The organism is Vibrio sp. 1874 (assembly GCF_033344395.1).
Classification (GTDB): domain Bacteria; phylum Pseudomonadota; class Gammaproteobacteria; order Enterobacterales; family Vibrionaceae; genus Vibrio; species Vibrio alginolyticus.
In genome coordinates this window covers 40,693-54,267 of record NZ_JAWPOR010000019.1, presented here as the reverse complement: position 1 = coordinate 54,267, position 13,575 = coordinate 40,693, and the positions used below count along the sequence as shown (strand labels likewise).

Genomic DNA, 13,575 nt, shown 5'->3' with positions numbered 1-13,575 from the left:
GCGGGGCAAACCGAATTTGATGTGCGCATTGCTTCCATTGATGACGCCGTTTATGAAGGCCCAGAAGATTTCAGTGTCACGGTGACCGGCATTGGCGCAGTACAAGGCAGCGATACCGGTACGGCAACGATTATTGATAATGATGCTCCTCCTTCTATTTCAAATGTTGTGAATGCAGTTGTTTCGGAAGAAGGTTTAGCTAATGGTATCCCTGATAATACAGGATCACCTTCAGACACCACTAACTCCGCAAGTTTCTCAGGAACATTCACAGTTGCCGATCCAGACACGGCGAATGTTTCAGTGGTATTGGCAGGCCCTAACAACCTAACATCAGGAGGGGAGCCTATATCGTGGACGTGGGACAACAGTACTCAAACGCTGACTGCGAAAACTGCTCACCTGAGCGTTGTTGCTACTGTTGTGCTGAGCGAGCCTTCAGCTTCAGGTCAAGGCTCTTGGGACTATACTATTACTCTGTTTGAGCCACTTGATCATCCTGTTAATGATGTGGAAGACATCATCAACTTTGATTTACAGATTTCTGTAAGTGATGGACAAACAACAACATCTCAAAGCTTAAATGTGGCCGTTGAAGATGATTGCCCATACGTGCCTGTTGTTGTTCAACCCGTCGATGTGTCGCTTACTGGTGCACCTAACGTTCTGACAGGGCGCATAGATTTTGCAGGAAGTGAGGCAGACGCAACCAGTCGAACATTTGGGGATGTTGTTGTGACTGCAAACGGTTTTGTGTCTGACGAATCTGTGATGCTGGGAACTGCTGAAATCAATCAATCATCAGAAGGGATTGGCGTTAAAAGTTCTGGTAACAACGGCTTCCAATTAGAAAACGAAGTCGATTATCGATTCGCGGGTAATGAGGGTGTATCAGAGCAGTTAATCATAGACTTAGGCAATAAAGTTGCTTACGGAGCAGAAATAGAATTTGAGAAAATGTTTGGTGGTGAACTTGAGAAAGGAATCGCATCTTTTTATAGAGATGGTGTATTAATTGCTCAGCAATCGTTCAGCTCTGACGCAAGCAGTGGTGATTACGCGGCAAATTTCAATGTTCAACAGGGAGGCTTTGATAAAATCATCCTCGAGGCGACCAGTAATGGCAATGGCCCGGATACTGAAGACAACAGTGACTTTACCGTTAAATCAATAACCTTTACAGGTGCGTACTCTGGCGTGCCAATTGCTAGTGCGGATGGGAACCTCGGTGCTGTATATGGAGCTGATGGCCCTGGTTCTATAGTCTTAAATGGAGGTGAGGCTGGTTTAGAGACTCTAGATGGTAAAGACGTGTTGATATACGTCGATCCACAAAACTCTAATAGACTGATTGCAGAGGCTGATGGAGAGCTTGCATTCGAAGTTCAACTTACACCTAGCACTGGAAAATGGGAGTTCTTCCAATACTTACCTTTGACCTCACCTTATGGCGATGGGGATATCGATTTTAACTACACGATTACTGATAATGATGGAGACAGTAAAACGGGGTACTTTTCTGTCAACCCTTACGCCCCACCAATCGTAGAAGGTGTAACTCTAAACGTTTCTGAGGAAGGCTTAAGCAACGCCATTGCTGATGACTCTGCTCTAAACGGCTTTGATGACACAACTGACTCGAGTACTGATGTAGAACAATTGACGCTGGGTCAAACCGTTGATTCTGTTACGCTCAGTGAACCATCTACAGCTCTTACTAGTAACGGTATCTCTGTAACGTGGACGTTATCAAATAACGACCAAATGCTTATCGGTTCAGCGAACGGTGAAGAGGTTATCAAAATATCAGTCAATGATACTGGAGTGGTATCTACGGAGCTTCTTGGTCCGATTGATCACTCCAACCCATCTGGAGAAGACACCTTAAATATTGAGGTGCCTGTGCTTGTCTCGAATGCTCGTGGTCTTACTAACTCCACAACGGTCAACGTTATTGTGGAAGATGACTCACCAGATTCTGCATCTATTATTCACGATGTAGTTGCAGAAACTAAAGAAAGTGCCAACGTTCAGCTCATAATGGATGTCTCGGGTTCTATGCGAACGGATAATCGCTTGCAGATAATGAAAGATTCGGCAACTCAGTTATTGAATCAATATGAGTCTATCGGTCAAACGCGAGTTCAAATTATTACTTATAGCAGTACAGCATCCACTTACGCTATAGGTGCTGCGACGTGGCTGACGGTCGAGGAGGCCAAAGCGTATATTGAGACGCTAACTGCGGGTGGCGCGACTAACTATAACAACGCGCTAAATGAAGCAAAACAGTCATGGGATGATGTAGGTAAGTTAACCAGTGCGTCGAATGTTAGTTACTTCTTGTCAGATGGTCAGCCAAACCCTGCGTCATCATTTATAAACGACGCTCGCGAGCAGAGTTGGATTGATCACCTAACCGATCCTGATAATCAGATAACAGCCCTAGCGTATGGTATGGGCGTTAATCTTATGCCGGAGCAATTAGATCGCGTAGCATATGATGGCTTTTTGAATCAAGACCTTGATGGTGTTGTGGTTCCTGACGTAACTCAATTACCTCCGGTTATGTTGCAGTCAGTGATTCAACCTGTTGGGGGGAACTTGATGTATACCACTTCTCCAGATACAGGTATTGGTGCAGATGGTGGTTATATTAGCGAAATAGAACATGACGGTGTCACTTATTCGTTTGATGGTACAGACCTAATAGTAACTGACAATAACGATGGTATTTCGCATGCATTTGACGACACAACGATGCAGCTTACTATCTATATCGACAGCAAACATACTCTGGAAATCGACCTAAACGATGGTGCGTATGCATTTTATGGTGCGGTGGGTGATACAGTTGAAACGTTAGACTTCGATTATGTATTGACGGATAACGATGGCGATCAAAGTGAGAATACCCTGCAATTCGTTATTGATGAAAACGGAGGAGTAAATGCTTCAAGTAATGGCTCTGCAAATATTATTGAAGCTGAAGTAGACGTAAGTCATGACATCTTGATCGGTAATGATAACGAGGCAGATGTCTTTAAATGGGTCAACGACTCCTTGGATACAGGAACAGATCTAATTAGAGGTTTTGAGAGAGATTTGGACACCTTAGATCTGAGTGAAGTCGTTGAAGATGCAGGGCACAATACGATAGAAGAACTTCTTAATAGTATTGACTTGAACATTGATGGCGATGACTTATCTCTAGAAATAACCCATAACGATGGAAACTCAATTCAAACTATCGTAATAGAAAACGGGGCGACAGAGTTTAGTGATTTAATCGTGGGAAATGCGGACTTTGAGAGAGATGTGTTATCCGCACTAACTAAGGTTAACTTAGAGCCATAATGAAAAGGGCCAGTAGGCCCTTTTCTTCTGCTTTGTCTTACTTATTCGTAGCCTAAAGCACTTTACATGCAAAACCTTTTAAGTAGAAGCCTTCTGGATATGCTGTATCGGTTGGGTGGTCAGCGGCTTGCTCAAAACGCTCCACAAACTTTACTTGGCGGTTAGCGTCTACGGCTGCATCAGCGATGATTTTCTGGAACAGAACTTGATCCATCAAGCCAGAGCACGAGTAGGTCAGTAGAGTGCCGCCCGGTTTTAGAATTTGCATTGCTAGCATGTTGATGTCTTTGTAACCACGACATGCACCGTTTAGTTGTGCTTTGCTCTCTGCGAACTTCGGTGGGTCCATAATAACCACATCGAACTGAGTTCCTTGATCACGATACTCACGAAGCAGCTTAAACACGTCTGCATTTAGGAACACGGCACGCTTCTTCGAAATATCAAAATCGTTTAGCTCTGCGTTGAATTTTGCGGTATCTAAAGCAGGTTGCGACACGTCAGCGTTAATCACACGCTTTGCATCACCTTTTAGAGCGTAAAGTCCGAAGCCACCTGTGTAAGAGAAGCAGTTAAGAACTTCTTTGCCTTTCATATATTTCATCGCTTGCTGGCGACTATCACGTTGATCTAGGTAGAAACCTGTTTTGTGTCCGCCAACGATATCTACACTAATCTTTACGCCATTTTCTTCGATGACGACCGATTTAGGTGGCTCTTCGCCGTGCAAAACGCCCGTGCTCTCTTTTAAACCTTCTTTTTTACGAACGGCCACGTCAGAGCGCTCGTACACATTACAATCAGGGAAGCACTCAACCAGAGCGTCAACAATAGCCTGCTTATTGTGTTCTGCGCCAGCACTGAGAAGTTGGCACACAAAGAAATTTTGGTAACGGTCGATCGTAACGCCAGGTAAGCCGTCAGACTCTGCTGCGATAAGGCGATAACCCGTAAGGCCATCACGTTTGATAATGTCTTCACGAAGAAGTTGTGCGTCTTTAAGTCGTTTAACGAAAAACGCGGTGTCGATTTCTTCTTTATCAAAACTCCAAATACGAGCACGAATTTGTGAAGCTGGCGAATATGCCGCCTTAGCTAGCCATTTACCGTCGTGAGTGAATACATCAACCGTTTCGCCAAGAGCAGGTTCGCCCTCAACTTTGTTGATGCCTCGAGAGAAGATCCAAGGGTGCTTGCGCTTGACCGATTTCTCACGACCTTTAACCAAATAGATAGCAGCTGTCATTTCATTAGCTCTTGTTGAATTTTGAAAGGGGCGTATTGTCCGGGATGTAAATGGTAAAAGCAATATCCCTCGGCAATCCAGTACATTGTAGTGACTTTTAAATACAAAAAAGGTCACTAAAGTGACCCTTTTATTGAATTTGCTGTAATAGATTCCGTTGCTATGCTTTAAGTCCAGTAAGTAGTGCTTCCATTGTGTCGCTTTGCTTACGCAGTTGATCAACGTTTTGTGAAGTCGTGCTTATCATATTGCACACGTTATCTGCTTGAACTCGAATTTCTTCAACGCTTGAGGCGATATTGTCCGCGACTACACCTTGCTCTTCAGCTGCTGTTGCAATTTGAATGCTACTGTCGGAGATAGTTTGATTTTTATCTGCCAAAGAGCCGATTTCGTGATTCACTTCCGTCATGAGGTTTTGTCCCTCATTTGCGTTATTAACTGTCACTTCCATCAGCTTAGTAAGCGACTGACTGTTACGCTGTAACGATTCAATCATCGTTTGGATTTCCACTGTCGCTTGCTGAGTGCGTCCCGCAAGAGCGCGAACCTCATCCGCAACGACCGCAAATCCACGACCTTGTTCTCCAGCACGTGCAGCTTCAATAGCCGCGTTCAGAGCAAGTAGGTTGGTTTGCTCGGAGATCCCATTGATGGTTGTCACGACTTCATCAATTTGTGCTGCATTGGCATCTAACTCGGCAACGGCTTGAGACGCAGATTGAATCTCATTAGAAAGGTTCGAAATCGAGTGAAGCGTATTCTCAACTTTCACTTGTCCAGACTGAGCCACGTTACGTGCATCATCGGTTTGCGTGCTTGAATCGTGAGCTAGTGTCGCGACTTCTCGAATCGTTGATGCCATCTGTTCAGTTGCACTCGCAAGAGAGTTGAGGTGTTCCTGCTGAGTCGCTGAAATATCTGAACTGTGATGAATCGATTGATTCAGATCTGAGCTAATTTGTTGCATTAAAGCCACAGACTCTTGAATCGACAGCACCATTTGTTGCTCTCGTTCTGCAACTTTGTCTATCGTAATAGCAATTTCACTAAACTCGTCGCGAACAGGGAAGAAGTTCATTCTCGCAGTTAAGTCGCCACCCGCAAGAGTGTTTAATGCTTTGTTCATCGTGAACATCGCGCCGCCAATAAACGTCATGATGTAGTAAACGCCAAGAGCGAGAATAAACAAGCTCACACAGATAATGCTCACTTGAGTCGTTGATAGGGCAGCCCATAAAGAAAGTTCATGGTTCGCAACCAAACTGTACGTACCATTTAAAACAGACACGGATTGCGGACCAGAGCCAATAGAAACGGTTTCTGAACCCGCTATGAGGCTTGCTACTTGAGATTGAGAAAGGTTGCCTGCCTCTATCAGGCCTTTCATAAGCATGAGCTCTTCTTGGTACATACTTGAGATCAGTGTATTAGCCGCGCTATTAAGGACGAGAGTGAGAATAACTAAAGCAAGAAGAGGGAGAACGAAGAGCAAATAGAACTTTTCTTGAATCTTTAAGTGAATGAGATACTTATCAATCCAGCGGAATGGAATTTCTTTCATAATTATAATAACCGTGCAAAAACCCACTATCCTTAGTGGGGTGAATAGACGAAAAGAATATATCACTCAGAAAAAAGAAGCGGTACAAAGATGAACGTAAAGTGTGAGAGATTTATAGTAAAAGGTCACGTTCAAGGCGTCGGCTTTCGTTACCATACTTCCCATCAAGGATTGAAGCTAGGGTTAACAGGTTATGCGAAGAACCTAAACAATGGCGATGTTGAAGTGATGGCGTGTGGAACAGACGCGCAAATAGTTGCGTTTTCGGAATGGTTACAAGAAGGACCGCGAACTGCAAGAGTAGAGCATGTGATGCAGGAGCCTGCGTCGTATAAGCCGTTACGCGGTTTTAAAATTTTATGAATCTACAAGCATTTAGCTGGCTTTGGTAGGCCGGCTAATTTGGTTGCTTGTTTGGCTGGTCCCTTTTTAAACAGCTTGAATAGATACTTACTGTTACCTTTTTCTGGGCCGTGCGCTTTTTCCATCGCTTTCACAAGCATACGCACTGCAGGGGAGGTATTAAACTCTTCATAAAAGTCTCGCACAAAATGCACAACTTCCAAATGAGCATCCGTAAGCTCGATGTCTTCTTCTTTTGCTAAAAGCTCAATCATACCTTCTTCCCATTGAGTATGATCCAATAAGTAGCCTTGAGCATCCGTTTCAATTTCTTTGCCGTTGTAAACGAACATAACGTTTTATCCGTTAAGTAAACATGGATGTTTATAGATTAGCGACAGCCGAGAATGTTCTCAACAAAAGAATCTCGAAGTCGTATCGAGCGAAGCAAAAGCGTACAAAGTAGTGGCCTATAACTGAATACTCTTAAATTATATTTTAAGCATAAATTTGTTTTTTTATTCGTGTTGTTAGAAAATTTTCGGGGTTGATATCGGTGGTTTTGCATTGTTATGCAATTCGCTTGGTGTGATTGATTTGTCAGTTATATTTATTGTTTTAGATAACTCGATCACAACGAATATAAACTAGTTTTAAATCAAAAGAATAAATTGAAAAAAATCGTTATGTTCACCCATGCTTAACAACAACACGGAGCAATTCAGGAGTGTATGGAGTGGTCGAATCTTTTCGTTTCCATTGGATGGGCGGTACTGCAAGCATGCTTTAGCATTTTCTCTTTTCTATGTCTGACGGGATTTGTAAAACATAATCCTATAAAACCGAAGTATGCTTGGTTGCAGTATATCTATGGGCCGTTACTTTTTTTGACTTGGGGAGTCATGTTAGTGACACCGATGATGTCGGCCTACATATTTTTTAGCGTAGCTGGTAAATCAGTAGTCTGGTTGCCCGCGCTCAAGATGTTCGGTTATTGGTGGGTTGCGTTTGGAGTATTTTGCTTCTTGTCATCAGTCGATGAGCGATTGCGAAGTCGCGGTTTGAATTAAGACAAGTTATACCCTGAAATCAGTTTACAAACTGAGAGAGGTGATTATAAAGCGCTCATACAAGCGATATAGCGATTGTTTGAGAATTAATAGCTTAAACGTCGTGTTTGTTTTCATAGACCGATATTCTCATTGGATTAATGAAAGCCTGTATTCAGGTTAGAAACAACAATGATGACAAGGAGTTAGTCATGTCGAAACAACGTTACATTGAGATTAATGACAATGTAAAATCCACTTGGTCCATCGAGCGAATTTGGCAACTTGCAGAATCCTTACCTGTAGAAGAAATTGCGATTGATGATATAAAAGGCCCAAATGAAGTGACTTGGTTTAGTCATGAAGGGCCACGGCCAACCTGCCGTGAAATTGCAAAACATTGCCAACGAATCAACAATGCTGATTTGTCGTATCCGGTAATCTTAACCAGTGACTATCGTGTTTTTGACGGTATGCACCGAATCGCCAAGCAAATCATGTTAGGAGAGGAAACGATCAAAGTGAGACGCTTTAGAGAAAATCCAGAAGCTGACGAAGTTATCGAGTTGTCAGTAGAGCAGGCGTAATACACTGAATTGCACACAAAGAAAAAGCCCGAAGGAATTACCTTCGGGCTTTTTTATTCTACTTAACGAGAAACGATTAATCGTCGTTCATAATACCTAGAATGCTTAGTAGGCTGATGAAGATGTTGTAGATTGATACATACAAAGTTACTGTCGCAGAGATGTAGTTTGTTTCACCGCCACGAATAATGCTTTGTGTTGTCATCAGGATCGCCATAGTAGAGAAAATGATAAACAAGCTGCTCAACGCCAAGTGTAAGAGGGTTGATTGAATAAAGAAGCTTGCAATCATGCCCACAACCAGCACAACAAATAGTGATAGCATTAAGCCACCCATCATCGATAGGTCACGTTTCGTTGTTAGTGCGTATGCCGATGCTGCCATGAAAGATAGTGCCGTACCACCGAGTGCGGTTAATACGATATCGCCCATGCCTGCACCAATGTACATGTTTAGAATAGGGCCAACGGTGTAACCTAAGAAGCCAGTAAATAGGAACGTAAACACAAGGCCAAGACTGTTGTTACGGTTTTTCTCTGTTAAGAATAATAGGCCGTAAAAACCAACCAGCATTAGGATGATACCTGGATGTGGAAGGTTAAATGCCATTGCAACGCCAGCAACGACTGCCGACCATAAAAGTGTCATTGAAAGTAGAGCGTAAGTATTACGCAATACTTTGTTCGTTTGTAGAGCACTTTCTTGAGTTGAAGTGCGGGTAAACATTGGACTGTTCATAATCTTCCTCGATAAGAGACTTTCTTTTAAGTACATTTATGGGATTGAAAGTTCAAAAAATCAAGCCCTAACCATACGTAACTTAGATAAAATAATAATAGAAATAAGATGTTATGTATTTGGCAACTTGTAACACAATATTACTGACTAGCATAGCTATATTGATTCTTACACAGATTTTTGAATTTAGTAACAAAAAGCACTGGCTTCATAGAAACCAGTGCTTTTTTATGTCGATTCGGCTAAATCTTAGTGGTGTAAGATTTGCGCTAGGAAATTTTGGGTCCTATCCGATTGAGGATTTTCGAAGAAATCAACAGGGTTGTTTTCTTCGATGATCTCTCCTGCGTCCATGAATATCACGCGATCGGCAACTTCTTTAGCAAAGCCCATTTCATGTGTCACACATAGCATAGTCATGCCTTCCTCGGCGAGTTCGACCATTACATCCAGTACTTCGCGAACCATTTCCGGGTCGAGTGCAGATGTTGGCTCATCAAAAAGCATGACTTTAGGGTTCATACACAAAGAGCGAGCAATCGCCACACGTTGTTGCTGGCCACCAGACAGCTGACCGGGATACTTCTCCGCTTGGTCTGGAATTTTTACACGTTCCAGATATTTCATCGCAACCGCTTCTGCCTCATCTTTTGGCATCTTCTTCACCCAGATAGGCGCGAGCGTACAGTTTTCCAGTACGGTTAAATGAGGGAAGAGATTAAAGTGTTGAAAGCACATGCCCACTTCTCGGCGTACTGCTTCAATGTTCTTTAAGTCTTCAGTTAATTCCGTACCAGAGACGTAAATGCTGCCTGCTTGGTGCTCTTCAAGGCGGTTAATACAGCGAATCATCGTTGATTTTCCCGACCCAGATGGGCCACAGATAACGATTTTCTCGCCGCGCTTAACGTCGAGGTTAATATTTTTTAGTACGTGAAACTCACCATACCATTTATTCATGTCCTTCAATTGGATCATGTAATCTTGTTGTTGCGTCATAATACGTCCTTGATCTTGATGAGTTATCGTTTGTGACCGGTATGAAGTTTGTTTTCAAGCCATATCGAATAGCGTGACATGCCAAAACAAAATACCCAAAACACTAACGCGACAAATACATAACTTTCTGTAGCAAAGCCTAACCATTCAGGGTCGGTGTTTGCTGCTTGCCCTATACCGAGTACGTCAAACATACCAATGATGAGTACCAAACTGGTGTCTTTAAACAAACCGATGAAGGTGTTCACGATAGAAGGAATAGTAATCTTTAGCGCCTGTGGCAAGATAATCAGCCCAGTCTTTTTCCAGTAACTTAACCCAAGCGCATCAGCGGCTTCATATTGACCTTTCGGAATGGCTTGTAGACCACCGCGTACCACTTCTGCCATGTAAGCGGAGGCAAACATAACCACACCTATAAGGGCGCGAATCAGTTTATCTGTCTCTGAACCTTCAGACATAAACAATGGAAGCATAACCGAAGCCATGAACAAAACCGTAATCAGCGGAACGCCACGCCAAACTTCAATGTAGACGGTACAAATGCTGCGAATGATCGGCATCTCTGAACGTCTACCAAGCGCAAGCACCACACCAATTGGCAATGAAACTACGATACCAACTAGCGCAATAATGAGTGTAACGAGTAGTCCACCCCACTTGTGTGTATCGACCACTTCTAGTCCAAAGACACCACCGTATAACAGCCCAGCGATGATGAATGGGTAGATGTTTACGAAGAAAAGCCAAATCCACATCCGTTTCGGTGTCTTCTCATACGCGAGTAAAACAGTAAATATGGCCAATGTGATATAGAAAAGGCGAGGGCGCCATAGTTCGGACTCTGGATAAAAACCATACATGAACTGCTCCCAGCGCACGCTGATAAATACCCAGCAAGCACCATCTCGGCTACAGTCGTCACGCGTTGAGCCAATCCAGTCTGCGTTAATAAACGCCCAATCCACGATATACCATATTGCAGTTACGACAATATACGCAAGAATGACAGTAACAATGGAATTGATAGGGCCATTAAATAGATTTTTCCGCATCCAACCAACGAAGCCTACAGTATTGGCGGGTGGTGGGAGATCCGGTTGAAATTGATGAGTACTCATATTATCTCTCCACCAGCGCGACTTTACGGTTATACAAGTTCATTAATGCAGACGTAATCAGACTTAATGTCAAGTACACGCCCATCGTCATCGCAATGATCTCAATCGCTTGTCCCGTTTGGTTCAGGGTAGTACCAGCAAACACAGAGACAAGATCTGGGTAACCAATCGCCATCGCTAACGATGAGTTTTTGGTGAGGTTGAGATATTGACTGGTTAAAGGTGGAATAATAATTCGTAACGCTTGAGGAATGACAACAAGCTTTAAAGTTTTCGAGCGTGGTAAGCCTAGCGACATCGCTGCTTCGGTTTGACCATGGCTAACCGCATTAATACCAGAGCGCACAATCTCAGCAATGAAAGAAGCTGTATAAACACTCAATGCCAAAAGTAGCGCAGCCAATTCAGGAATAATGCTAATACCACCTCGGAAGTTAAACCCTTTTAGTTCAGGATAATTCAGTGAAATTGGCATACCAGCAAGGAAGTACACAACCAATGGAAGGCCAACAACTAAACCCAAAACTATTCTTCCCATTGGGGTTTGTTGCCCGGTGAGACGTTGCTTATTATTCGCCCATACATTAATTAATAAGCTTGCGATTACCCCGAAGATTAACGCGGCAATAACGTAGCTACTGCCAGGTTCCATAGTCGGTGCAGGGAAATATAAGCCACGAACGTTCAGGAAAATAGCTTCACCAAGACTTAAGCTTTGGCGTGGTGAGGGTAATGCTTGAAGAACAGCGAAATACCAGAAGAATATTTGCAGAAGAAGGGGGATATTTCGGAAAGTTTCGATATAAACTGCCGCTAAACGACTAACTAACCAGTTAGAAGAAAGGCGGGCAACCCCCATGGTAAAGCCAATCACAGTAGCCAGAATAATACCTAATACGGAGACTAACGCCGTATTAAGAAGGCCGATGATAAATGTTCTACCGTAAGAGTACGTTTCATCGTATTCAATTAATGTTAACCCAATACCAAACCCGGCTTCTTGATTCAGAAAACCGAAGCCCGTTGCAATACCACGAGCATCTAAGTTATTGAGAGCGTTGTTTACAATCGTGTAAAAGAAAAATACCAGTGCAGCAATGGCAATGATCTGGAAAATAGCAGAACGAAAGGCAGGATTATAAATCAGGCTCTTGCTTCCGCTTGGTTTGGACATCGTACTTGGCGATGCATCTTGTGTCGGTTTCATACAGCGATAACCTCAAACCTTAGTTATAGATATCGGCCTGTATAAAGAAGTTTCGTCCTTGCTGGCTAAAGAATAACGCTCTCATGTCTGGTGACATACGAACCTTTAAAGCCGTTCCACCAAGCGAGCGCTTTTCGCCATCCAATGAGCGATCCTTACTCATACAGTGAGATATAATCAAGAAAAAGGGCGGCATGAACCGCCCTGATTAACTCTTTCTATCGGATTGGTGGCGCGTACATAAAGCCGCCTGCATTCCATAGCGCATTAACGCCACGAGAGATTTCTAACGGCGAACCAGTACCGACTGTACGTTCGAAGCTTTCACCATAGTTACCAACTTGTTTGATAACCTGGTAGCCCCAATCGTCGCGGATACCCAACCCTTTGCCTTTAGGGCCATCAACACCAAGGATACGTTTGATGTTTGGATCTGTTGACTTCAGCATTTCATCCGCATTCTTCGAACTAATACCGTATTCTTCAGCGTTAATCATCGCAGACAATGTCCACTTAGCGATGTTAAACCATTGATCATCGCCTTGACGAACGACTGGACCTAGTGGCTCTTTAGAGATGATTTCTGGAAGAACGGCCGCAGAGGACGGATCTTTCAAATTCAAACGCAGTGCATAAAGGCCAGATTGGTCAGTTGTTAATACGTCACAGCGTCCCGCATCAAAACCTTTCGAAGTTTGCGCCGCTGTGTCGAATACCACAGGTTTGTACGCCATGCCTTGGTTGCGGAAATAATCTGCAAGGTTTAGCTCGGTTGTTGTACCTGATTGAACACATACCGACGCACCATCAAGCTCTTTAGCACTTGATATACCAAGTTCCTTCTTCACCATAAAACCTTGACCGTCGTAGTAGTTCACACCTACGAAGTTTAGGCCCAGTGCAGTGTCACGGTGGAGAGTCCAGGTCGTGTTACGGGAAAGCACATCAATCTCACCAGATTGAAGCGCAGTGAAACGTTCTTTTGCGGTTAGGGGTACATATTTAACTTTCGTTTTATCCCCAAGAACGGCTGCAGCCAGTGCTTGGCAATATTCTACGTCGATACCTTCCCATTCGCCTTTTGAGTTAGGGTTAGAGAAACCAGGTAGACCGGTACTTACGCCACAAGTAAGAAAGCCTTGTTTTGTGACTTTGTCCAGAGTAGTGTCTGCTGCTTGAGCTGATGTTGCCATCATCGCAGTAGAAGCCGCTACGACGGAAGCAAGAACTGTGAGTTTATTTGCCATTTGTATCCTTCCTGTATGATCCATGTTTAATCAGGAGTGACCTGAAATAACGTGTCCAATTCGTTAGAGTTATCGTCCTACGTGATTGATTTTCGAAGAAACGGCATTCGATAGATC

General features: G+C 43.5%; 11 protein-coding genes. 3 read left to right on the top strand and 8 right to left on the bottom strand.

The window, feature by feature from the left end; genetic code table 11:
* The coding region (locus tag R8N46_RS21630) for a VWA domain-containing protein (protein WP_318189667.1) at window positions 1-3,357 on the top strand (3,357 nt) is incomplete at its 5' end.
* 52 nt (window positions 3,358-3,409) lie between these two features.
* Here R8N46_RS21630 and R8N46_RS21625 read toward each other — a convergent pair.
* Together R8N46_RS21625 and R8N46_RS21620 are read right to left on the bottom strand one after the other, a co-directional pair.
* Window positions 3,410-4,603: a class I SAM-dependent methyltransferase gene (locus tag R8N46_RS21625; RefSeq protein ID WP_054579311.1), complete on the bottom strand. Its 1,194-nt coding sequence runs from the start codon at window positions 4,601-4,603 to the stop codon at window positions 3,410-3,412.
* Between the two features lie 160 nt (window positions 4,604-4,763).
* Window positions 4,764-6,167, bottom strand: coding sequence for a methyl-accepting chemotaxis protein (locus tag R8N46_RS21620; protein ID WP_064353947.1), 1,404 nt, complete (start codon window positions 6,165-6,167; stop codon window positions 4,764-4,766).
* A 90-nt stretch (window positions 6,168-6,257) separates the two neighbouring features.
* Between R8N46_RS21620 and yccX the strand changes: the two genes are divergently transcribed.
* A complete protein-coding gene (gene yccX / locus R8N46_RS21615; RefSeq protein ID WP_213972553.1) occupies window positions 6,258-6,530 on the top strand; it encodes an acylphosphatase in 273 nt (90 codons plus the stop codon).
* Between the two features lie 2 nt (window positions 6,531-6,532).
* Here yccX and R8N46_RS21610 read toward each other — a convergent pair whose 3' ends face one another.
* On the bottom strand, window positions 6,533-6,862 hold the full coding sequence (locus tag R8N46_RS21610; protein ID WP_005377396.1) for a TusE/DsrC/DsvC family sulfur relay protein: 330 nt from the start codon (window positions 6,860-6,862) through the stop codon (window positions 6,533-6,535).
* A 908-nt stretch (window positions 6,863-7,770) separates the two neighbouring features.
* Between R8N46_RS21610 and R8N46_RS21605 the strand changes: the two genes are divergently transcribed.
* A complete protein-coding gene (locus tag R8N46_RS21605) occupies window positions 7,771-8,145 on the top strand; it encodes a chromosome partitioning protein ParB (protein WP_047102337.1) in 375 nt (124 codons plus the stop codon).
* A 76-nt stretch (window positions 8,146-8,221) separates the two neighbouring features.
* Here R8N46_RS21605 and R8N46_RS21600 read toward each other — a convergent pair whose 3' ends face one another.
* The 5 genes from R8N46_RS21600 to R8N46_RS21580 form a co-directional block, all read right to left on the bottom strand.
* Window positions 8,222-8,884 (bottom strand): Bax inhibitor-1/YccA family protein, encoded by a 663-nt coding sequence (locus R8N46_RS21600; RefSeq protein ID WP_025766607.1) that lies wholly within the window; start codon window positions 8,882-8,884, stop codon window positions 8,222-8,224.
* A gap of 249 nt (window positions 8,885-9,133) precedes the next feature.
* Window positions 9,134-9,883 (bottom strand): amino acid ABC transporter ATP-binding protein, encoded by a 750-nt coding sequence (locus R8N46_RS21595; protein ID WP_005377400.1) that lies wholly within the window; start codon window positions 9,881-9,883, stop codon window positions 9,134-9,136.
* A gap of 23 nt (window positions 9,884-9,906) precedes the next feature.
* On the bottom strand, window positions 9,907-11,004 hold the full coding sequence (locus tag R8N46_RS21590) for an amino acid ABC transporter permease (RefSeq protein ID WP_005389988.1): 1,098 nt from the start codon (window positions 11,002-11,004) through the stop codon (window positions 9,907-9,909).
* A gap of 1 nt (window position 11,005) precedes the next feature.
* Window positions 11,006-12,211: an amino acid ABC transporter permease gene (locus R8N46_RS21585; RefSeq protein WP_005377402.1), complete on the bottom strand. Its 1,206-nt coding sequence runs from the start codon at window positions 12,209-12,211 to the stop codon at window positions 11,006-11,008.
* A 218-nt stretch (window positions 12,212-12,429) separates the two neighbouring features.
* Window positions 12,430-13,458, bottom strand: a complete 1,029-nt coding sequence (locus R8N46_RS21580; RefSeq protein WP_005377403.1) for an amino acid ABC transporter substrate-binding protein — start codon at window positions 13,456-13,458, stop codon at window positions 12,430-12,432.
* Between the last annotated feature and the right edge of the window lie 117 nt (window positions 13,459-13,575).